This window comes from Klebsiella sp. CB_Kp196 (assembly GCF_040061575.1).
In the GTDB taxonomy this organism is placed as follows: domain Bacteria; phylum Pseudomonadota; class Gammaproteobacteria; order Enterobacterales; family Enterobacteriaceae; genus Klebsiella; species Klebsiella michiganensis.
Window position 1 is genome coordinate 100,288 of sequence record NZ_JBEAFH010000052.1, and the last position, 21,159, is coordinate 121,446.

Annotated in this window: 19 protein-coding genes and 1 pseudogene; 5 read left to right on the forward strand and 15 right to left on the reverse strand. The window is 43.9% G+C overall.

The window, feature by feature from the left end; all coding sequences use genetic code 11:
- Positions 1-20: 20 nt before the first annotated feature.
- The 7 genes from ABLU87_RS17955 to ABLU87_RS17985 all read right to left on the reverse strand — a co-directional run bounded on the left by ABLU87_RS17955 (position 21) and on the right by ABLU87_RS17985 (position 3,178).
- Positions 21-410, reverse strand: a complete 390-nt coding sequence (locus tag ABLU87_RS17955; protein WP_065805889.1) for a TA system toxin CbtA family protein — start codon at positions 408-410, stop codon at positions 21-23.
- Between the two features lie 56 nt (positions 411-466).
- Complete coding sequence (locus ABLU87_RS17960; RefSeq protein ID WP_065805888.1) at positions 467-826, reverse strand: type IV toxin-antitoxin system YeeU family antitoxin; 360 nt, start codon at positions 824-826, stop codon at positions 467-469.
- Between the two features lie 24 nt (positions 827-850).
- Positions 851-1,072, reverse strand: coding sequence for a DUF987 domain-containing protein (locus ABLU87_RS17965; RefSeq protein ID WP_065805887.1), 222 nt, complete (start codon positions 1,070-1,072; stop codon positions 851-853).
- 13 nt (positions 1,073-1,085) lie between these two features.
- Positions 1,086-1,565: a DNA repair protein RadC gene (gene radC, locus ABLU87_RS17970; RefSeq protein ID WP_065805886.1), complete on the reverse strand. Its 480-nt coding sequence runs from the start codon at positions 1,563-1,565 to the stop codon at positions 1,086-1,088.
- 11 nt (positions 1,566-1,576) lie between these two features.
- A complete protein-coding gene (locus ABLU87_RS17975; RefSeq protein ID WP_065805885.1) occupies positions 1,577-2,020 on the reverse strand; it encodes an antirestriction protein in 444 nt (147 codons plus the stop codon).
- 79 nt (positions 2,021-2,099) lie between these two features.
- The gene (locus ABLU87_RS17980; RefSeq protein WP_087776359.1) at positions 2,100-2,330 is read right to left on the reverse strand and encodes a DUF905 domain-containing protein; all 231 of its coding nucleotides are present in this window, start codon (positions 2,328-2,330) and stop codon (positions 2,100-2,102) included.
- A gap of 23 nt (positions 2,331-2,353) precedes the next feature.
- Complete coding sequence (locus ABLU87_RS17985; RefSeq protein ID WP_348865994.1) at positions 2,354-3,178, reverse strand: DUF932 domain-containing protein; 825 nt, start codon at positions 3,176-3,178, stop codon at positions 2,354-2,356.
- A 537-nt stretch (positions 3,179-3,715) separates the two neighbouring features.
- On the opposite strand from ABLU87_RS17985, the gene ABLU87_RS17990 reads away from it, so the two are divergent.
- Together ABLU87_RS17990 and ABLU87_RS17995 are read left to right on the forward strand one after the other, a co-directional pair.
- Positions 3,716-4,348, forward strand: coding sequence for an inovirus Gp2 family protein (locus ABLU87_RS17990; protein ID WP_348865995.1), 633 nt, complete (start codon positions 3,716-3,718; stop codon positions 4,346-4,348).
- 235 nt (positions 4,349-4,583) lie between these two features.
- Positions 4,584-6,041 carry a YfjI family protein gene (locus ABLU87_RS17995; protein WP_348865996.1) on the forward strand — a complete coding sequence of 486 codons (1,458 nt, stop codon included), beginning with the start codon at positions 4,584-4,586 and terminating at the stop codon, positions 6,039-6,041.
- Between the two features lie 360 nt (positions 6,042-6,401).
- Here the strand turns inward: ABLU87_RS17995 and ABLU87_RS18000 are convergent, their stop codons facing one another.
- Positions 6,402-7,268 (reverse strand): hypothetical protein, encoded by an 867-nt coding sequence (locus tag ABLU87_RS18000; RefSeq protein ID WP_267985982.1) that lies wholly within the window; start codon positions 7,266-7,268, stop codon positions 6,402-6,404.
- 117 nt (positions 7,269-7,385) lie between these two features.
- On the opposite strand from ABLU87_RS18000, the gene ABLU87_RS18005 reads away from it, so the two are divergent.
- The 3 genes and pseudogenes from ABLU87_RS18005 to ABLU87_RS18015 form a co-directional block, all read left to right on the forward strand.
- Positions 7,386-7,628: an AlpA family phage regulatory protein gene (locus ABLU87_RS18005; RefSeq protein WP_108704261.1), complete on the forward strand. Its 243-nt coding sequence runs from the start codon at positions 7,386-7,388 to the stop codon at positions 7,626-7,628.
- Positions 7,629-7,939: 311 nt separating this feature from the next.
- The gene (locus ABLU87_RS18010; RefSeq protein WP_047665397.1) at positions 7,940-8,146 is read left to right on the forward strand and encodes an AlpA family transcriptional regulator; all 207 of its coding nucleotides are present in this window, start codon (positions 7,940-7,942) and stop codon (positions 8,144-8,146) included.
- Positions 8,147-8,400: 254 nt separating this feature from the next.
- Positions 8,401-8,589 (forward strand): annotated as a pseudogene (locus tag ABLU87_RS18015) (transposase); the annotation flags it as partial.
- 410 nt (positions 8,590-8,999) lie between these two features.
- On the opposite strand, the gene ABLU87_RS18020 reads toward ABLU87_RS18015, so the two are convergent.
- The 7 genes from ABLU87_RS18020 to ABLU87_RS18050 all read right to left on the reverse strand — a co-directional run bounded on the left by ABLU87_RS18020 (position 9,000) and on the right by ABLU87_RS18050 (position 21,142).
- On the reverse strand, positions 9,000-12,101 hold the full coding sequence (locus ABLU87_RS18020; protein ID WP_192469227.1) for a DEAD/DEAH box helicase family protein: 3,102 nt from the start codon (positions 12,099-12,101) through the stop codon (positions 9,000-9,002).
- On the reverse strand, positions 12,098-12,784 hold the full coding sequence (locus tag ABLU87_RS18025; protein ID WP_128335019.1) for a DUF4276 family protein: 687 nt from the start codon (positions 12,782-12,784) through the stop codon (positions 12,098-12,100). The genes ABLU87_RS18020 and ABLU87_RS18025 overlap by 4 nt, the downstream gene beginning before the upstream one ends.
- Positions 12,777-13,883: an AAA family ATPase gene (locus ABLU87_RS18030; RefSeq protein WP_047722918.1), complete on the reverse strand. Its 1,107-nt coding sequence runs from the start codon at positions 13,881-13,883 to the stop codon at positions 12,777-12,779. Before ABLU87_RS18030 ends, ABLU87_RS18025 begins: the two co-directional genes overlap by 8 nt.
- Positions 13,884-13,892: 9 nt before the next feature.
- A complete protein-coding gene (locus ABLU87_RS18035) occupies positions 13,893-15,788 on the reverse strand; it encodes a site-specific DNA-methyltransferase (protein WP_047722919.1) in 1,896 nt (631 codons plus the stop codon).
- A 39-nt stretch (positions 15,789-15,827) separates the two neighbouring features.
- Positions 15,828-16,526, reverse strand: coding sequence for a DUF4391 domain-containing protein (locus ABLU87_RS18040; protein WP_128335021.1), 699 nt, complete (start codon positions 16,524-16,526; stop codon positions 15,828-15,830).
- On the reverse strand, positions 16,523-19,816 hold the full coding sequence (locus ABLU87_RS18045) for a helicase-related protein (RefSeq protein ID WP_128335022.1): 3,294 nt from the start codon (positions 19,814-19,816) through the stop codon (positions 16,523-16,525). Before ABLU87_RS18045 ends, ABLU87_RS18040 begins: the two co-directional genes overlap by 4 nt.
- Before the next feature lie 336 nt (positions 19,817-20,152).
- The gene (locus ABLU87_RS18050; RefSeq protein ID WP_192469228.1) at positions 20,153-21,142 is read right to left on the reverse strand and encodes a restriction endonuclease; all 990 of its coding nucleotides are present in this window, start codon (positions 21,140-21,142) and stop codon (positions 20,153-20,155) included.
- Positions 21,143-21,159 lie beyond the last annotated feature (17 nt).

Here is a 21,159-nt window from a genome sequence, read left to right on the forward strand (position 1 = left end):
CGCGGTTTGTTTCGTCCAGCTCATCGCTTGCCTGGAGCGCTGACCTGCGGATGTTGCCCTCTGGTAATAGCCGTCACCTCTTTATACGTGTCACGGTTCATCAGCCCCGTTGCTTTCCTGGCCCGGAGGATATCTATGGGTGTGATAAACGGAGACTGCGTCAGGATGCTGAAGCCTGGGCGGTCAGTGCGGACCAGTTCATACTTCTCAACGATAAAATTCAGGGCATCAACCAGCGAGATACCGGCATCAATATGTTGCTGAATGACCTGTTCATCACTGAACGGCGTATCGCTAAGCGTGAGGCCATAGTGTTGTGCCAGCAGGCTGGTCAGCAGGGTCTGCCAGACACTCACCGGAGACGGACGTGACGATGCCGCCCGCATGAGGGGGGATGATTTGGTTTGCATAAGCGTTATCTCTTTAGTGGGAAGATATGTGCGCTGAAGTGCGAAGTATTACGGTGTTATGCCGTGGCGACAGGAGTGGGATAAATCGCGATATAAACATAGCCGTGCGAACCGAGCGTATCGGCCTCGCAGGTCAGACCTTTTGCATACAGCGTGACGCAGTGCTGATGACGGGGATTCAGTTCACCGCTGGTGAGCATTAACTCCAGCTGTTTGAGCAATATCGGGAAAGCCTGGTCAAGATGGCGTAAATCCGCATCACAGAACTGTCCGCTAACATTCGCCCGGTCAGCCAGGTAATGCAGGCGGTTTCCCTCCTGGACCAGACGGGCCCCAAAACACGGGGAGACACTTCGCCTGAGCCCCCACCAGGGTTCGCTGATATCATGCGTTGCTATCGTGGTGTTCTTCGACAAAATGTCGCTCTCCTTAATCGTGAATTAATTCAGGCTTACGCTGCGTAATACGACATACGGGCCGTTGCGGTCCTGGCGGCGCTCTGCGAATACGGCCAGTACACCGCTGATATCTTCCACCTCGCGACCGGCATAGTGGCAGATGCTGCCGGACCATTTATATTTGCCGGTACAGAAGCGAAACAGCCTGGACTGCGAATGCTGTCGGTATATCGCCATTGCCTGACGTTTACTGATAATTTTCATTAATACTCCTCCCTTATAACCAGCCCCGTTCGGCAAACGAGACGATATCCATTCCGCCGATAACGAGGTGGTCCAGGAGACGCACCCCCACAAGGTCCAGAGCATTCTTCAGACGCTCTGTCACCCGTCTGTCAGCCTGACTGGGTTCGGCATGGCCTGAGGGATGGCAGTGCGCGACAATCACCGCTGCCGCATTGTATTTCAGGGAGGCTTTCACCACTTCCCGTGGATGGACTTCGGTATGGCTGATGGTGCCTTTGAACAGCGTTTCGTGCGTAATCATGCGGTGCTGGTTGTCCAGCAGCAGCAGAACAAATGTCTCTCTTTCCTCCATGGTCAGTTGAAGCCGTAACCAGTCACGTACTGAACTGCTGGACGTAAACGATGCGCCGGGCTCGCGTAACTGGCGCTCCAGAAGAGTCAACGCCTCGCGGATGGTCTGTTGTGCGGAGGCTGTCAGTTCATATGCAAACAACGGTAACTGTTTTTCCATGGTGCAGGACCTCAGTCGATGATGTGCATAATGGCGTTGCACTCAGGGTGGTTCAGCGCATAGTCGCGCAGACGGTAATAATGCTCTGTCATGGCATCGCACTCCGTGCGGCAGGCATGGTGGCTGTAAGCCATCAGACAGGCCGCAATACCCGCAGCTTCAGCACTCATTTCAGCGCCGTTACCATTCAGGATATTGAACAGCGACCAGGGACCGTCACTCTCTTCCGGAGCCATGAAAGCACCACCGTTGCTGAGAGTGTAAAAAGCCCAGACGCCACCGCTGTAATCCGCACACAACCGGTCCATCCAGGCAAAGATGCGGGGTTCGAGGGTTATCCACTGCGGGATACGACCAAAATGCTGAGGCCAGAAACGAAGGCGCTGTTCATCTTTAACAGGTATGGCACAAAGAGTGTCTGTCGGAATGGTGTTATCCGTTAATGCGTTGTTCATGATTAATGACTCCGGAAATAAAAAAGCCAGCCGGTCAGGGCTGGCGGGAAAGGCTGAGACTGAAGTCTGGTAAGGTTGGTCAGGACCTGCGGATGCCATAACGTGCGATGTAGCGATTCAGCATCACTCCGGCTTCAGGTTCAAAGTTCCATGCCCGCCAGACCATCACACCTTCGCAACGAATAACCAGACGAAAATGCGTTCCCTGGTCGTCTTCAATGGCGACGTTGTCATATTGCGCTGCGATGCCTGAGGCCTGCTCACGCGTAAACGGGCCGGAGGGAAGGTGTGGGTGAGTTTCGGTGTTCACGGGTATGTCTCTCCTCGTCGAAGTCATTCCTGTCCCAGCAGTTCGAGCATATTCTCTGCCATCACCCACAGCGCACGATTAAGTTTCACATCGCCGTCGATACCGTTCACAGCACGGGTACGGTTGCTTCGTCCTTGTGCAGTGCGTCCCGCCAGTCCTCCCTTCATCAGGTTCTCCTGCACCCGCTGGTACACCGTCCAGAGGTCGTCACTGCGGTCTTCGTAACGTCGTGGCGTCAGTATCTGATCGGTAGTGACGGGCTGGTGGTCTTCACCAAAACGATAGTGGAGAGCAGCCCTCGCCATCGCCTGCTGCGCTGGTGGTGGTAACAGAGCCGACTGCATGGCATCACGTTTCTCCTCAACCCGGTCAAATATCCCCAGAACCTCATAAGCCCCTTCAATAACTTTCTCCACCACATCCCCTTTATGCGGCACCCGCACTTCGCCGAATGACTGCCCGCAGACCAGCCCGTTGGTGCAGACGCCACGAAACAATCCCGGCAACATCTGATAGCTGGATGAGCCATCATGTGAATTGAGGAGGATAATCTCGGGAACCTGATGCCCGGTAAGTTGCCCGGCACGACGCAGGCGCAACATGTGTTTGGTGTGCTCCCGTCGGCTCTGGTCCCGAACGCGGGTCTGGCAGGCAAAGAAAGGCTCAAAACCTTCTCGCTGTAGATTCTCAAGAATAGTGATGGTCGGTATCCAGGTATATCGGTCACTGCGGGATTCGTGTTTATTCTCACTAAAAACACTGGGGACGTAATGCATCAATTCTTCACGGGTTAACGGGCGGTCGCGCCGTACCTGATTTACCCGTCCAAAACGACTGGCTAGTTTCATGATGAGCTCCTTAATTTATCTGTTTGTACCAAACCGCTTAACCTTCAAGAATAGATATATCCTTCGAGGGATAACGGATTTTCGCCAAAGTAATATAGGTTCAAACTCATCCATAACTTAATAAAAAGCCCAAACATTATATGTGATAAGTCCAGAGCAATTTGATGGCTAAAAAGGTATAAAAATCATGAATATCGTTAATTCCTTCCTTTATTGCAATTTCAACCCCTGACTAAAGAACAGTGGCGTTTGTCTATGTATGTATATAGATGTGTATATAGGTTAATGATACATATCGACACATATAAACCAATGCCTGTAGATTAATAAACATGAGAACATATGTAATTCAATACATTGAAACCAACAAACATTCCATCACTAATAAAACAACGCTCATGCATATAACTCGGCAAGTAAACATATACCGTATGTATAATGCATATGAACAATACAAACGTAGAGAAAGTGATTTAATTAAATAATCAGTTCTACTACGACTAACACTTTTGAAATATAAAAAAGGAAACAAATAGTATGTACGAATATATCACCTCTCACGGAAAATTGAATCAATACCATTTAAAGAAAATAGAACAGACTATTGATAAAGCATTGAGTGAACACCCAAGAGTATTGGCTGTAAGAATAGATTTACATACTCCGGTTCTCAAACCATTAAATGACATGCCTGATGAGGCTAATTTCGCAAGGACAGACTCATCAGTAATATCACGATTTACGGACTCTCTGAAAGCAAAAATTTCACATCATCTTAACAAACGGGAGAAAGAGGGAAAGCGAGTTCGTAAGACATCATTACGCGTTGTCTGGGCCAGAGAGTTTGCACCTGATTCACATAAAAAACATTATCACGTATTACTGTTACTCAACGGGGACACTTTCAATACACTGGGAGCGTACGATAGTAAAAAAGGTACACTCCTCCGCCTTATACGTGAGTCATGGATGAGTGCTGTCAGTTTCATATATCCCCCCGATAAAGAGTTAGTCCACACACCCAGCAATCCTTGTTATTACCTGAATGCAAAGGATGGCAAGCAAAGTGAGTCATATGGTTCGCTGATTTACCGGACAAGTTACTTTGCAAAAAAGAAAAGCAAATGCTTTACAGATGGTGAACGTAATTTTGGATGTAGCTTTAAATAATGGCATCACAAATTATCTATTTCCCCATGGGTAAAACAGACCAGAACAGAGCTGTTCATGACTCATATCTGTACAGTATCAGGTAGCAAAGCAATCCTGACTAAAATAATATCAATCCAAATAAAGCTAATTTGGTCTGATGGTTTTCTGGTGTATTCCAAATAGCAGCCGGATAGCATATTCTCATTACCGGAAGGAGATACCCTTAAAATAAACTTGACATGAGAGATAAGATATGAGTGTTGGAAGTTCGCTTAATGATAGAAATAACAATCCTGTAAATTGTTTTCCTCCCATTTTAAGAGATGCCGTGGAGGAGATAGAAAGAGAACTACAGGCTCCGGTAGAACTCATTGAAACAGTTGTTCTGGCTGCTGTATCACTGGCATGCCAGGGGGTAATAAAAATACAACATCCAGACGGGAGAGTGAGCCCTTGCCCAATGTATTACACCGTTATTGCTGACTCTGGAGAGAGAAAAAGTGCCGTATTTAAATTAGTCACACAACCATTTTTTGATTTTGAAAAGGAATCACGTCAAAAATATACGTTATTAATGCTGGATTACAATGCAGAACTTCAGTCATGGAAAAGTCAGGAGAAAGCACTATTGAAAGTGATTAGTAAAAAAACCGAGAAAGGAATTGATGTTGAATACGATACTCAGAGCATGAAAGAGCTTTACCGAAAAAAACCGCAACCACCCGCATTGCATAAGTTGATCTACAGTGATACGACACCAGAAGCACTACAGCAGGGACTCTGCAGTCATGTGCCTTCATCGAGTCTTATGTCGGATGAGGCCGGTATTTTCTTCAAAGGACGTGCAAAGAATAACCTGGGATTTTTAAACCTTTTATGGGATGGAGCTCCGTTTGATATAGAACGAAAAAGTGGCAGGTGTAGTATGGATGAATGTATGTTTACAATGTTATTAATGATTCAGTCCAGTGAGTTTAAAAAATATATCAAACTTCAGGGGGATTATGCAGTAGGCTCAGGGTTTCTGTCCCGTTTTATGATAACCGGAGTAACCTCAAAAAGAGGGCACCGCAGCCCTGTTAAGAATAACAGTAAAAATAACATCATCAGGTTTCATGACAGAATAAAGGAACTACTCCTGCTTTCTGAAGAGATGTACGAAAATAATGAAAAGCATAAATATTTATACTTATCCGAAGAGGCTCAGTCAGCACTCGGTTTAGTATATAAACATATTGAATCACGTATACTTAAAGACAATGAGATGCATCCTGTTGTAGAAGGCATGTTGTCTAAGATGCCTGAAAATATTGTCAGACTGGCTGGGGTGTTTCATCTTTTTAGTGATGAGCACGGAACTGAGATATCTGAGAGAAACATTAAAGCAGGTGCAGAAACAGCGTATTTTTATTATCAACAGGCTCTTGATGCTATCTCATCATGCTCAGATTCAATAGAGCATAACGCTGATATATTGTACAAATGGTTATTAAAATACAAGGATCCTGATGTTAATTACCCTCAAATATTAAACACTCCCACCATTCTAAATAAAATGATAGTAAGGAGAAAAGGCCCATATGCCCTGAGAAATTCAAGAAAACTTAACGATGCGCTATCTTATCTGGAAGAAGATGAGAAAATAAGAATTGAAAAAATTAAAAATAGTAATGGCAGCACCAGCGAAATAATACATATCCATCGTCATTGATGTCAACTGCACTGCTATCAGTTGCTACCAGTAGCAACTGATAGCAGTATAATGGACATATCAAAAAAAACATCAAAACACACAATAAATTGATAAATATAATCTTTTTCTACTACCACAACAGAGTGATGTTTTTATAATACGCCATATTTTCAGGACCAACACGGTAGCAAAAAAATACAGCGCTATGGTATTGGTGACTGTAAACCCCGCAATTACAGTCATAGTAAAAACCTATGCATCCTTTTTGGCTAAAAAGAAAAACCATAGTCCTCCCGACTCATATTTAAAGACTGATAAACAGCTTATCGGTCAAGAAGAGCAGGAACTAACTTTAAAATTAAAAATCTGTATGAATAATCAACACCTGTTTTTATTTCGTATAAATTTATCATAATCGGTCTTGAGTTCGTTCAATAACCATTCATCAATTTTTTTACGCAATTGTTCTTCCCTTCTTTTGAATTCGTCATCCCAATCCCTGAGAGTAAATTCTTCATCAAGCATTACAATGTAGGGAATAATGGTATCAATGAACTGTTTTTTGCTCTTCCATCCACCTTCTGGTGAGTAATCAGATAGCGCTGATGATATATATGGCTTTAGATATTCAATATCGTACTTTTTCCCTTTTCCACCACAACTTGATGCTATTTTCCCTCTTACTTTTTCGAACCTTGAATTTAATCGAAGCCAATCATCAAGCTTAGTTTTATCATTATCATCTTCGACATAGCTCATATAAAAGAGTGCATAAAGCAAATACTTACAACTATCTTTTTTATTACCACTCGATAAAAGATACTCACTCCAATAAAAATCCTTAAATACCATAAGCAGATAATTTGAACGGTAATTTTCATTCATCAACTTAATGGTCCCAGAAATTCGCCCCTCAAACATTTCTTTATGTATATTGGCTCGTGCCTCCGCATAAGTTTTTTTATAGACATATGGTTTTGGCACAACAATTCCATTAACATCAACAAATTCCTGGTACAAACGGAAATTACCCGGGTAGGATTTATCAACGATTCTCTCAGGCAGTTCCTCCTCAATAGCCTTGAACTCCTCAATAATTTCATGAGCATTCGTACGTATCATGCTCAACTCTTCGTTTTGTCCTGAATCTTTAAATTTTGTTACTAACGTTTCAAACTTCTCTTTAAAAGCCTCGTATACGTCATCATAGACTTCATCTAAGGCATTGCGAATCATAGTATTCATAAAAAGTAAAGCCCCCTGAAGTGATTCATTAGTCATTTACTTAGCGAGTCTATTGTAGGTTATCCCTTTCTGGCAACATAGTTCCTGTCTAAAATGCAAAGTGAAAAGGTATTGATTATGTCTCAGAGTAACTCAACACAGCAGGCAGTAAAGTATGTAAATCCAGCTAAAATGCTCAGGATAAAAGATGTCATGGAAAAGCTAGGCATCGCTCGTGCAACCATTTATGACTGGTTAAACGACAAATCACCACGATATGATCCAACTTTTCCCATCCAACGTCGCCTGGGGGCAAAATCAGTTGGCTGGCTGGAGTCAGAACTGGATGACTGGCTAAAAAATCGCCCAAAATCAGTCTGATCTTGTAGATGTAATGCTAGCTAGCACAATCTATTCAATTTTTATTGCTGTTACCAGAGCAACTCACGCAGCATATAGGTAGATATGCGATAGATACAAAAAATCGCTATTAATTCATGATCTATCCTGAATGATGAGATTTATAATATTCGAAGAAAATTTCTCTTCGCACTGTTACATGTTGAAAAAATAACGTTTAGAAAAATAAATAAATCTAAACTTCAAATAAATCCGGACATCGTATTTTTTCCGAAAGAGAATTAACAATGAAAGAACACGCACCAAATTTTAATCAGCAAAAAAATAATTACATGTCAGATACAGACTTCACCAAAGATCGCCTTGTAGATATGGCTTTTATTACTGCTTACACCGGATTAACAGACAAATGGTTTTATAAGCTCATCAAAGACGGTGAATTCCCGAAGCCGATTAAATTGGGCCGCAGTTCTCGCTGGACTGAAAGCGAAGTAAAGTCGTGGTTAAAACAGCGTATGGAAAAATCAAGAGGAAACTAACCATGCATGCAAAACGTATTGACTACACTAACCGACGGACTCACTCCACTCAAGGTACTACCGCAAACAAACGGTCCCGTTGGATCTGTAACCAATGCAAACGTCAGTATTGTGGGGCTAAGCCCTGCCCATTTTGTTATCGGATAATAGGAAAAGCTCACTACATTCCTTTGATGCCCTCTAAGCAGCCCAACACTGAACCACCCTAGGTTTAACAGGCATCTGAGATGTCATTCAAGATGGCTCAAATATAAATACCTTCGGGTATTAAGCGTTATCCCGAAGAGTTTAAAGTTGAAGCAGTCAAACAGGTTGTTAATAGCGGTCATTCTATTTCCGGTGTTGCAATACGTCTCGGTATCACCACCCAAAGTTTTCACGCCTGGATACAGAGGCACGGGCCGGACTCTTCAACGCCACAGAACGATACTAATGCAGCTTCGTTTTTCATGCGCTCGAGGTGCCCACCTGAAAAATAAGTGGGTGCTTAAGTTTCAGGATCCTGGATTCGGGACCAGACGGTACTAAGATAACGTATACAACCTAACGATACTGGGACCAGAATCACCGGCGATAGTGGCTTTAGCTTACGCTATCTCCGCTTTTTAGTTCATTAAAAATAAATACCAGTCTTCATAGAAGGTAGCATTTATTACGCTCCATAGGGGAGCTAAAACTCTAAAAAAAAGCTCCTGCCAATTCTGCGAGATTTAAATCCAAAGAAAATAAAGCAGAACCAATTGATGACCACGCCCACAGGATGTGGTTTCACGTTTATAATAAAAGGATAGTCATGCTTACAATAAAAACACGGACTAACCTCATCACAGTGGTTAGCCCGTTATTGATTTAACTAACGCACGATATTCATCAAACTATTAAAATTATCCACCACATTGTAAGTTACATTTTTTGCAACCAACTCTGCGTTTAATTGTTCAAAGAAGCGTCTGGCACATTCAATTTTTGCCTCTTCCATTCCCTTAAGTTGAAGCGATGACATTGATCCTTTTGTTTCAGCCACAAAGTAAACATGCTTTACTGCATCTTCTTCAAATGCAATTGCCCAGTCAGGATTATAGTTACCAACTGGAGTGGGAATGAAGAAACCTTTTGGTAATTTGGCATAAACCGTGACTTCTTTAGCCAACTCCAACCCACCTTGCTCAACCGACTTTGGATCACCGTAGACAAATTTACGCTCGATCTCAGAATCTGTAACCAAGTAATCATAAATATGTTTTTTCAAAGGCTGACCAGCATTGGTAAAATCCTGCTTAATTTGCCCGGCAGTAAAAATACTTGCATCAAATTTATCCTCCAGAAGATGGTAAGTCAGATGCTCTATCACCATCGTTGCCTTTTGCTCATTAATAAGCTGAGCTGCCTTACTAATAAAATCCTCTGGATTATTTTTGAATTGTTCAAATACAGCAGGTTGGATTCCCCTGAGAATTGCAGCCACAGTGCTACGTTTAAGGCGAGTAGGCTCACCAATTTTACCCAGTAAATCATATTTTACACGCGAGTGAATAGAAGCATTATATTCTTCACGTGCGGTTTCACGGGCAACAAAACCCTGGCCAGTCTTCAGTTGTTCCCAAGTAGCATCGTCTACCTGTTCACCACGAACAATATTAAAGTGTAGTTTTTCTACACGTAGCTGTGAATCAAGCGCTTTACTGGCCTTGCTGATGAGTTCATCCGTATCGAACTCAACCTGATAAATGGCTTTATGGTTGATCCTGGCCCACAATTCCTGAAATGCTTTCTTTTCAAAGTTAACATTGAGTGGATTAGTCTTACCTTTACGATCGTTGTCCAGCGGAGGTAGATTACCATCACTATACACCCCATCAATAAGACCAATTATCTGCTCAAAGTATGGTTGAAGATCGTCAGAAAAAGGTGCAATTACACCTGCTTTTTTGGCCTGAAGCCACGTTTCAGTAATATTATCCCGATCGTCCGTATAATCATGCTTTACCAGGTAGCGATAAATTTTCTTCGCCAAGTCATCACCAACCCTGATATCGCCCTGTTCTGTATGCAGTATTTTTCCAATAAAATATTTCTCATCAGCCTTGCGCGGTCTGGCAGACAAAGACTCGCTGATATCTTTTTGCAACGCGGTGACAAAGTCTTTATAGCTTTCGCTCGCCACAACCGTTAGTCGATTAATATCATGCACTGTCAGCGGATCGTCCATCCGATCGCCCAACTGATTAACCGCCAGACGCAATCCCCGTCCAACTTCCTGACGACGCGAGATGGTGTTGTCACTGTGTTTAAGCGTACAGATAACAAATACATTCGGGTTATCCCAGCCTTCACGGAGCGCGGAGTGAGAGAAGATAAAGCGGGTAGGTTCATTGAAGCTGAGTAGTTTCTCTTTATCTTTCAGGATCAAATCGTAGGCATCTACATCATCGGCTTCCGTCGCTTTTTTACCTAATACTGGATCAATCAGGCGTTTAGATTTTTTATCGATTGAGAAATAGCCATTATGAGTCTTTTCAACCGGGATCCCATGCAGGTAATACTGGTAATCTGGTGTCAGTAGATCAGCCTGTAACTCGAGTTCGCGAAGATATTCCTCTTCGAAGATCTGGGCGTACTCACCTTTGTCATCGGGTGCACCATAATCACGGTACTTAGCAACTTCATCAATAAAAAACAGACTCAATACTTTGATACCTAATGGGAACAATTGGCGCTCTTTTTCAAAGTGCGCTTTCACTGCTTCCCGTACTTGCATTCGGCGTAGAGCCTCTTCGCTGACATCACCACTGGCATCACCTGCCGTCAACTCAACTCCGTTAGTAAAACTGACCGTATCAGTATTGGCATTAATGTCAGAGACGACGAAGCCCTGATATTGCTCCAACCCATTTGACTGTTCGAATAGATTGTAGCCTTTACCTACCTTACGCACATCACGCTTTATCGCACCGCTAGCGAGTTTAATCTCAAATTCCAGTCGTGCCACAGGCGGTTTACTAGCAGATATTTCAATATTCTCCAGATAAAGGTAAGCATTAGTCCCCGCCAGCCCTCGCGTAGTAATTCCGCGTACTGCAATTTTTTTGACCAGCTTCTGGTTATAAGCATCCAGCGCATCAAGGCGGAATACTTTGTTATGCTCGGTTTTATGAGTGGCCGAGTAACGCAAGATAAAAAGAGGGTTGAATTCGGCGAAAGAATCCAGTGTCTTAGCACCTTCCATCTTTTGCGGTTCATCCAGGATCATGATTGGGCGGTTAGCCTTGATCACGTCTATTGGACGACGGGTCTGAAAGTCATCTAACTCTTCATAAATGCGACGAGCATCAGCACCACGCGCGTTAAAGGCTTGCACGTTGATGACCATGATGTTAATACCACCATCAGAAGAGAAGCTTTCTAACTGATGCAGCTCTTTCGAGTTATATATGAAGAAACGAGCCTGACGGTGATAATCCTCAAGAAAATGCTCAGCCGTAATTTGCAAAGACTTATAAACACCTTCTCGGATGGCGATGCTCGGCACCACAATAATAAACTTACTCCAGCCGTAATGTTTATTGAGCTCAAAAATGGTTTTCACATAGCAATATGTCTTACCAGTACCCGTTTCCATCTCAATATCGAGATTGAGTTTGGCTCCTGGATGATATTTGGTCTGCTTATTACCATTCGCATCCCGGTAATTATCTAGCGCCGCTGACAGTTGCAGGTTTTGACGCGCCTGTACCGCCTGAATGTTGTTCAGTAACTGCGGCTCACTTAGCTGAATATCGGCGTTTTTGAACCCAGCTTCAACATAGGTTGTTGAGCCTGAGCGACCTTGAGCAGATGTACCAGGGTCGATTCTGTAGCGACGAGCAGCCTCATCGGGTAACTGGCCTTTAAAGCAGTCGATAACCGCCTGAACTGAGTCCGCCTGATATGCCTGATGTTTAAATTTTAATTTCATGCTGATTCCACCATCAGCGCCTCAAACCGCGCAATCCATGTATTAAATAGCGGGCACTGTTCTCTCATTCTGGTAATTCCAATCCGCTTTGCTATCGCAATTCCTTGCGTCGTTTTGCCAAATTTCCCTTCCGGCGTCCATCTGTTTAACCGCTTGGACGGCGCGGTTTCACGACCATTATTTATCGCTTCGGGCTCACCGCACTCAGCCACAACCGCCTCCACATTAGCCACAGGTATACCGAGTTCTGCCGCCAGGATTGAACTGTCGCTAAACAACAAAGCTTCAAACTCATGAAGCGTGATAAAGGGGATAAAACGCCGCGCGGACTGCTGTTCGGCAAACAGATTATTGACCTCATTCATCACTGCAGTATTCAAATGCTCAGCGATCTGCGCTGGTGCTCGCTGAGCAGGTAACGAATCCATCCCCGGCCATTCCGTCACGCCATAATAATCGACCAACGTCGTGACATAGGTGTCAGTACGTTGCTTAAGATGAAGACCAATATCCCGGCTCACCCGACTAAAACGTACATCTCCACCTTTCTGGCCAGGTTTACTTACCTGCGTGGCGGTCATAAAAATCATCCTTTCAGCCAACCAAGGGGCTAGTATCTGTTCAATGAATACCTGCTCAGTCTTACCTTCAACAATGGCAATCACGTTAATATAACTATTCATAACGTGGGCCTCCGGCGATGACATTCTTGGTCCAGAGCTCTCCTACAGAGTAACTTTCCAGCCACTGCGCATAGTCGGACTCGTCCAGCCGGGTAAACGTCGAAGCACCATCCTGGCGGTTCACCACCACAATATCGTCTATAGCAAACTGGTCGATAAGCGCCGGCGATTGAGTAGCAACAATCACTTGAGTGCGCTGCGCCGCTTGCTGAATTAACTCAGCCAGAATAACGATAGCCGCCGGGTGAAGTCCCAGTTCCGGCTCATCAATAATGATTGTGGATGGCGGATTAGGCTGTAGAAGCGCCGTCGCAAGGCATACAAAGCGGATTGAACCATCTGAGAGATGGTAGGGCTGCATCGGGTAGTCAGACCCTTTTTGTCTCCAGCTCAGGTTGACGTCTTCTTTGGTCCCCTGATTTCGTGGCTTAAGAATAAAATCATCAAAGAACGGCGTGACCAGCCGCACCGCATCAATAATTGCTTTATATTGATGTGGATGATCTTTCTGTAGATTCATCAGGAAAGGTGCAAGGTTGGCCGCATCTGTCCGCAGTACCTCACAGTCCTGAACGATCTCGTAATTACGCATCGCCGCGGTAGCACTGGTATCATGAAAATGATATATCCGCCACGAAGTGATAGCCCCATAGACGGGTTTTGAATATGCTGCATCAGGTTTATTTTCCAAAACCTCCATCGCCAGCAGGGATTTGCCATCATCGCTATCCCCTAATTCCCACCATCCGGTTGTTCCCCCCGAGTAGTAGCGCCCTTCATTTTCGATGGCGCAACCGTCTGCCGGAGTCGGTACTAGCGTAAAGCGATAACCACGAGAACCAAAGTGGGTTTCAAAAAACATTTTCTGAGTAATCTTACGCCCCTGAAACAGCAAATCACCAGCGCCTCCATTGTCACGCACATAGCGATTTAAATTGCCCTCAATGAGCGCGAGTAACATTTTGAAGAAGGAGATAAAATTACTCTTTCCCGCACCGTTGGCCCCGACAATGATGTTCAGTTTATTTAGCTTGAAGTCATTAAGTTCACGAATCGACTTAAAGCCCTGAATAGTCAATTTATCTAATGCAGTACCCATCTCGGCCCCTTAGATAGTTTTCACGTCGGTGGTAGCACTAAGCTGTTTTAGCAGCTGTTCGGCATTGGTTTTTGCTGCATCGGACGCGAAGCCAGCATCACGGAAAACCAGCCGCAGCGGGCTGAATGCCGCAAGCTGCTTGATAAAATCTTCATCAATTCCGCCCGTTTTATCGAAACAGGCTACCAGTGCTCCATGGCTGTTACCCGATTGGGTATCGACAAAAAAGACTTTTTTATTGGCAATAGTTTCGCGACGGATCGGCAAAGTCAGATCGACGCCCCAGTCAATCATAACCTGAAACAAGAGATCTTCTTCGGTGCGATTGGATTTAACGTTTTCTACCTGATCGAAAAGATCGTCCTGGGTTACGGCATCAGGGGTGTAGTAGATATCGGACATATTGGAGGTGTCGATTCTCAGAACACGGAAGCCTAAATCAGACGAGTTGGTATCTGATTGTTCAGCAATCTCTTTAGTTACATTTTTTATTCTCACTAATCCCATGTCAAATATAGATGACATTCCTGTCTCTGGAATTGGGAAGGGTTCAGAAATCTGAATACCAATAAAACAACGATTACCGCCATCTTCTACATTTTGTTTGATAACTGCATGGGCAGTCGTTGCGCTACCGCTGAAAAAATCCAGAATAATATCGTTATCATTGGGGCTACTGGAAAGTTGAATTATTCTCTGGAGTAATTCAACTGGTTTAACAGAATTAAACATATTTTCTGTATATTCAAAAGGAACATACTTGAGTAATGTTTTCTTGGCATCCTGAGTATGCCCTACATCTTTATAGAACCATAAAGTTTGAGGTGTACGTCCCTGCTTTACTTCCGACAAAAATCGTTTTAGGCGAGGCATATTATTACCATCTACCCCCCACCAAATTCGATTATCTTGGTTCAACTTCTGAAAATTATTGTAGCTTACACGCCAATAACTTCCTTTAGGCGGAGCCTCAATTATTTTGCCAGAAGGACAAGTTACAGCATAAAGACCTGCATCATATTTATTTCTTGCAGTCAAATTATCTGATTGCCATACACCACGGGGATCATTATCAGGATTCTTATATCTTGCGATCATTTCATCTGTTTGTGGAAGCAAATTGGGCGTCCAAGAAGAACTATTCCTTGCATAAACTAAGATGTAATCATGATCCTCTGAAAACCACCTAGCACTATTCTTCGGAGAAAATACTTTCTGCCAAATAATCTGTGCAATAAAATTATCTTCCCCAAAGACCTCATTACAGACTTTGCGTAAGTTATCTACCTCATTATCATCAATAGAAATAAATATAACACCATCATCTTTTAAAAGATTTCGGGCAAGACGTAATCTGGCGAAGATCATGCTCAACCAATCAGAATGAAAGCGACCATTTGCATCAGTATTACTTACTAAACGTTGGCCTTTCTCGTCCAATTGATTGGATTCACGTAAGTAAGTATCTATATCGCTGCTATAATCATCATCATAAATAAAATCTCGGCCTGTATTATACGGAGGATCAATATAGATCATCTTTACCTTGCCAAGATAAGTCTCCTGCAAAAGCTTCAGCGCATCAAGATTATCCCCTTCAATAAACAGGTTTCGGGTTGTATCGAAGTTTACGCTCTCTTCACGACAGGGGCGCAGAGTCTTAGCAATAGGTGCATTGGCTGTCAGTAACGCCTCACGCTTACCCGGCCAGTTAAGCTGATAGCGCTCCTGCGGCCCATCGACAATATGGCGCGACAATTCCTGCTTAAGTAGGTCAAAGTCGATAGCTTGCTTCAGCTTGCCATTCTCATCTTTAGACTCTGTTACGCAGTTGGGGAACAGCGCCGCCAGCTTGTCGATATTCTGTTCTACCAGATTAGGGCTGTGCATTTTCAGCTTATCCATAAATATTCCCGTAAAATTTTCTGATAATAATCAATAGATTTAGTCATCTACAGCCTGCAAGGCTGCTAGTGCATGCCGGAGTTTCACCAGCTCACGATTCAGCTCAACCCGGCGATTAAACTGTTTTTCGCGCTGAAGTTGTTTCTGCTGTTGGCTGATACGCTTCTCCTGCCTGGCTATATCCTCTAAACGCGCCATCCACATAGTTAAGGGTTCATCACGACGAGGCGGCAGTGTAGCCAATGGTTGCAGCAACTGTCGATACAACTGAGAGATATTCAACGCCACGGGTAGCGGGACGAGATCTTTTTCATCAGGTAGCGAAAACCAACCCGAAGCGAAGTAACATATTGGGGTGACCTTATGCTGAACCTCAGCAACAGAGTGCTTATAGCCCAGCTGATATTGAATCTGTAGAACCTCATTACACCTGCGGGTGACACGGAAGTACACAGGAAACACGATCAATGAATCAATTGCACGCAGTACCGCCACATCAATATCAGACGCACCGTCTTTAAGTTCAATGTCGATGACCTGTAGTTCCGGATAATCGCTGTTTGCTGCAAGATTCAGTGTTCCATCCGCCAGTTTATATTTCCAGACAATCTCCTGCAGTTGCACCACAAATGCTTGTCTAAGAGCAGAACCTGGATTCAACCTTTGGTAAAACGTTTCTTTCGGTAAGCGCCGATTTAACTCAGCTGAAGCTGGAAAACGATAATGTGGAGTCATCATCCACAGTCCTCATCAGAGTTTTGAATTATGATAAAGTTAATCAATTCAAACTGTTCTAGCCCAGCAATCTCATTGTTCAGCGCTGAAGTAGGCCCACCACTAAACAGGCTGTCAATATCGCTCTGTTCCTTAACAGCTACCATCGCGTGAATTGCCCTATCCAGAAGTTCTGAGTAATGGCTCATATCCCTTCCATCACGCGTTTTCTGATTGAAACGCTGACAGGCTGCATCATCGGTAATCTCGCAACCTTTACAAACAGCACGAATGTTGTCCAGAAGGGTCTTGATTTGAAGATGATTGATAGCCACTGCTCCATCATCGGTAATATAAATAAGGTAATAGGGATGCAGACGATTCTGCCTATCTATGTTGACGCCATGATGGCGATTACGCAGCGCAAAGATGACACCAGGTACCAAGCCTTTAGCAGGTTCGGCAGATACAACCGTATGCAAGCCGTGAGGTAAACGACGAATATCTGGATGAGTTTTCAGATACCCCAACAAATCCATACGAAATTCGTTCAGACCCAAATCGGTAATCGAAACGCCTCCTTTCAGATCTTCCAGGTCAATCACTTCTTCCTGCAGTCGTTTGAGCTGCTCCTTACGGTAAGCCACATCGTTAGCCTGCGCCGTCAGGACGTTATCATCACCTGTTGAGGTGAGGTCGGTAATTACCATGCGGTTTTCTACCCGCTCTTTCAGATTGATGTATTCATCAAGGCTGATATCAGGCCAGTAATTAACCAACTGAATGTATTCATTGGTTGATCCAATACGATCAACACGGCCAAAGCGTTGAATAATCCGCACCGGATTCCAGTGAATATCATAGTTAATGAGGTAATCGCAGTCCTGCAGGTTCTGCCCTTCTGAAATACAGTCGGTACCAATCAGAATATCCAGACTGGCTGGTTCATCAGGCAAGATCTGATCCTTTGATTTTGATCTTGATGAAAACAACGTCAGCAGGCTCTGAAAATCATAACCCTTCCCAATCGTCGATTTAACAGTACTACTTCCCGTGACTTTCCCTAGATGTAATCCATGTTTTTGCCAGCATAAATAATGTAACTGCTCATAGAGGTAATCCGCAGTATCGGCAAAAGCAGTAAAGATCAGAATTTTTTTATTACCTGGATTGATGGGATTTGCCCATTTATTTTCAAGCACACCTTTCAGATGCAACAGCTTAGCATCATGTTCCGGCGTTACTCTCGCCATCTCATCTAAGAGTTCATCAATAATGGTTAGATCATTGACAAGATGGTATTCCCACGAGGGCAAATCCATATCCGCCAGATTAATTTTGACTTTCCCACCAGTCGAGAAAGCTTCTTCCAAATCATCAAGTTCAAGGTCGAGCTCAATATCCGGATCGCTAATTCCGTTATCAGAATCAACCGTGGTAAGCTCCTCTTCTAAACCGCTAGCCTTAAACGCGGCAATATTGTGCAAAGCATCACGTAATATTTTTTGCAAACTACTAAGCGTTAACCTGAATGCTTGTACTGAACTTTCCAGCCGCTTAAGCAGATTTATGGTCATCAACCGTTGTAAGGCCTTCTCGCGGTCAACCTGACGCAACGTACTGCCACCTTTTACGCTGGTATCATATAGTGCTTCATATTTAGCCATACGACTCGGCAGAATATAACTGACCGGGGCATAAACAGCTAAACGTAGGCTGGATAACTGCTCAAAAATAGTATTAAAACCAATCACCTGCTCATGGGTTGTCAGAGAGGGTTGGAATGAAAGAGGCTTCTTACGCGTAGGAAAACGACCAATGTCTTTGGTGTCATAAAAAGTTTGGATATGTTTGCGTGAGCGTGCAATAGTCACACTATCAAGCAAACGGAAGAAATCAAAATCAAGTGCATTCAATAACGCTGAAGCGGTGCGATTTTCCGGCGACAACTCCGCCCATACATTAAAACTTTTCTGCGCACGCCGAAATATTTCATCTATTCCTGACTGAGTACCAATCTGCTGATGGAGAGAACCAGGATCTCCTTCATACGCCAGAGCCAGTTGATTCTTCAGATCACTAAATTTGTTGTTTACTGGTGTAGCTGAAAGCATCAAAACCTTAGTTTTGACTCCTGCTCTAATTACCTTATTCATCAGAGTCTGGTATCGTGTTTCTCGCTCTTTAAAAGCCTGATTATTACGAAAGTTATGTGATTCATCGATCACTACCAGATCATAATTTCCCCAGTTGATCCGATTCAACGCAATACCTAACGATTCTCCTCGAGTGCGCTGCAAATCAGTATGACAAAGTACATCGAAGTTAAACCGGTCTTTTGCAAACGGATTAGTAACGAGATTCTGATTATAGTTGGTCCAGTTATCCGCCAGTTTTTTCGGACAGAGAACCAACACTGACTTGTTACGCAGCTCGTAATACTTAACTACGGCCAGTGCCGTAAATGTCTTACCCAAACCGACGCTATCGGCAAGAATACAGCCATTAAAGGTTTCCAGTTTGTTAATAATACCGGTCGCCGCATCCCTTTGAAAGTTGAATAATTTATTCCAAATCAAACTTTCCTGATAGCCAGTCTTATCATTTGGCAGTACATCGTCATTGATATCTTCTAAAAACTCGCTAAAAAGATTATAAAGTAGCTGGAAATAAATCTGTTCAGGTGGATTCTCCAGATAGACCGTACTCATGTAATGTACCAAGCGTTCGGTTACATTAGTCAGTTTTTCTTTATCCTGCCAGATTTGTTCAAAGAGCGTCAGAAATGTTGCCGTTGACGACGATTCATCTATGCCCAGAACTAAATTGGAAACAGCGTTGCCTTTCTCATACCCAAGATCCACCGCCGTGAACCCTTGCAAAGGCTGATAGACAACTTCCTTATCATTTGCTTTAATAACAGCAAAAGGCTGCATCGGTGCTGGAGTTAAGTTTGAACGAAATTGAGCTTTACGGCGAATCCATTCCGCACACTCACGGGCTATCGCTTTCTGAGTCAGTTTATTTTTTAGCTGGATTTCAAACTCACTACCAAAAAAGCTTCGCTCTTTATTTTCACCGGGAATATGAAACTCGCGTTTTTCTTTTCTGAGTTTATCAACCGCCTCTTCCTCTACAAATATAGGGGAAGTAAAAATGAATTCCAGACTATCAATATTTTCAAGTTGTTCTTTCAGAGCATCAAATGCATAAATTGAAAAGCAGGATGCTGCGATTTTAAGCTTCACACCAGGTTGTAACGTCTGCTTCAGCTCATCTCCTAATAACGCATTAATGTTATCAATCAGTTTCATGATACTCTCTCGCGGCAACCTAAAATGGAGTCTGCCTCAGGCTATCACTCAATAACGCGGGGCAATCTCAGCATTATTAGTCAGGGGACACATCACTGGATGTCTAGTTATACCTGGTCAACAGCAGCCCCTGACTGTAGCCAAAAGATTGCCTGTTTCTTAAAAGCACTAATGCATGATGGCTCTGTGAGATGGAGGGGAAATGCATATGTTTCGTTCCCCATTCCATCCCTACAACAGACAGATCTAATGGTTCTGCGATGCTATCACATAAGCATGATCAATTCAGAGCTATGTAACTACAGTAACTGTTTACACAGTGACAATGCTGATGCCTCATGCAGGCAAATACGTTTTCTTTAGTGGAACCAATAGCTTAGTCTCTATATCCACCTGCTCATAGTTTTCCACTAACGCGCGTACCAAATCGTCCAGCGTCCATAGCGTCAACGGGATTGTAGAACGATCGGCCTCATAACGTGCATCCTTGCTGAATCCGCCTGTGCTGACATACAACCCGCGATCGTCTTTATGACGGCCACCGATAAAGCTACGAATTTGCTGGCTGCTCATCTGTTCCCGCCGGTGCTTCACTTCAACAATAATACGTGGATTTTCGAAGCCAAAACCGTCAGGGGAAGCAATGATATCTTTCCCACGATCAGCACCAGCAGGCGATACCTGAGTTTTATATCCCATGCTGCGTAACACGCCAGCGACCAGATTCTGCATCTCATCCCAGTCGAGACGGTTGATACGATCTTTGATGCCTTCAAAAGCGATCATTTCCATGTCGCGCAGAGTATTAGAAACAACCTCATCCTCTCCATCTGAAACAGGTACTTCCGGCACGACATCTGAGACAGGCTTTTTGCCCTGCACTAATTCATTCACGGCAAAATCAGGCACCTGAAAAACCGTCAGCGTAGAGCCAAGGGTGTTTCTGGTTGCATCACTCAGACTATCGCGTTTAATCTCTTCCGCGTTCCACTTCACTTTACGGGCGATGCCCATGCCATCTTCAAGCCACTCGGCATGAAACTCAAAATCTGAGGCAATTTTCCCTAGTAAATAGGTCCGATTAGAAGGTGAATAAGTGATAGCCCAGTCGCCTTTCTGCATCTCATTTACAAAGCGCCAGACCTGAGAAGCACCAGAACGAACTGTGCCAGGCTTAGTCTGTGGCTCAATCTCTTGGTACCGGGTAAACAACTGCTCTCTTGAGCACCCCGGTTTGACATAGGGTGCGAGCTGCGACCAGCCGATAGCAACAACCTGTTTGTCCCTGAAGTCATCATACAATTTTCCGCCATCACCGCGGATCATCCACATTTTAGTCGCCA

Coding starts and splice junctions, on each gene's coding strand:
- ABLU87_RS18010 (WP_047665397.1), top strand. CDS start 7,940: ATGTCAGATACAGACTTCACCAAAGATCGCCTTGTAGATATGGCTTTT.
- ABLU87_RS18045 (WP_128335022.1), bottom strand. CDS start 19,816: ATGAAACTGATTGATAACATTAATGCGTTATTAGGAGATGAGCTGAAG.
- ABLU87_RS18000 (WP_267985982.1), bottom strand. CDS start 7,268: ATGAATACTATGATTCGCAATGCCTTAGATGAAGTCTATGATGACGTA.
- ABLU87_RS17965 (WP_065805887.1), bottom strand. CDS start 1,072: ATGAAAATTATCAGTAAACGTCAGGCAATGGCGATATACCGACAGCAT.
- ABLU87_RS17985 (WP_348865994.1), bottom strand. CDS start 3,178: ATGAAACTAGCCAGTCGTTTTGGACGGGTAAATCAGGTACGGCGCGAC.
- ABLU87_RS17955 (WP_065805889.1), bottom strand. CDS start 410: ATGCAAACCAAATCATCCCCCCTCATGCGGGCGGCATCGTCACGTCCG.
- ABLU87_RS17995 (WP_348865996.1), top strand. CDS start 4,584: ATGAGTGTTGGAAGTTCGCTTAATGATAGAAATAACAATCCTGTAAAT.
- ABLU87_RS18025 (WP_128335019.1), bottom strand. CDS start 12,784: ATGAATAGTTATATTAACGTGATTGCCATTGTTGAAGGTAAGACTGAG.
- ABLU87_RS18040 (WP_128335021.1), bottom strand. CDS start 16,526: ATGATGACTCCACATTATCGTTTTCCAGCTTCAGCTGAGTTAAATCGG.
- ABLU87_RS18020 (WP_192469227.1), bottom strand. CDS start 12,101: ATGAAATTAAAATTTAAACATCAGGCATATCAGGCGGACTCAGTTCAG.
- ABLU87_RS18050 (WP_192469228.1), bottom strand. CDS start 21,142: ATGATCCGCGGTGATGGCGGAAAATTGTATGATGACTTCAGGGACAAA.
- radC (WP_065805886.1), bottom strand. CDS start 1,565: ATGGAAAAACAGTTACCGTTGTTTGCATATGAACTGACAGCCTCCGCA.
- ABLU87_RS17990 (WP_348865995.1), top strand. CDS start 3,716: ATGTACGAATATATCACCTCTCACGGAAAATTGAATCAATACCATTTA.
- ABLU87_RS17975 (WP_065805885.1), bottom strand. CDS start 2,020: ATGAACAACGCATTAACGGATAACACCATTCCGACAGACACTCTTTGT.
- ABLU87_RS18035 (WP_047722919.1), bottom strand. CDS start 15,788: ATGGATAAGCTGAAAATGCACAGCCCTAATCTGGTAGAACAGAATATC.
- ABLU87_RS18030 (WP_047722918.1), bottom strand. CDS start 13,883: ATGGGTACTGCATTAGATAAATTGACTATTCAGGGCTTTAAGTCGATT.
- ABLU87_RS18005 (WP_108704261.1), top strand. CDS start 7,386: ATGTCTCAGAGTAACTCAACACAGCAGGCAGTAAAGTATGTAAATCCA.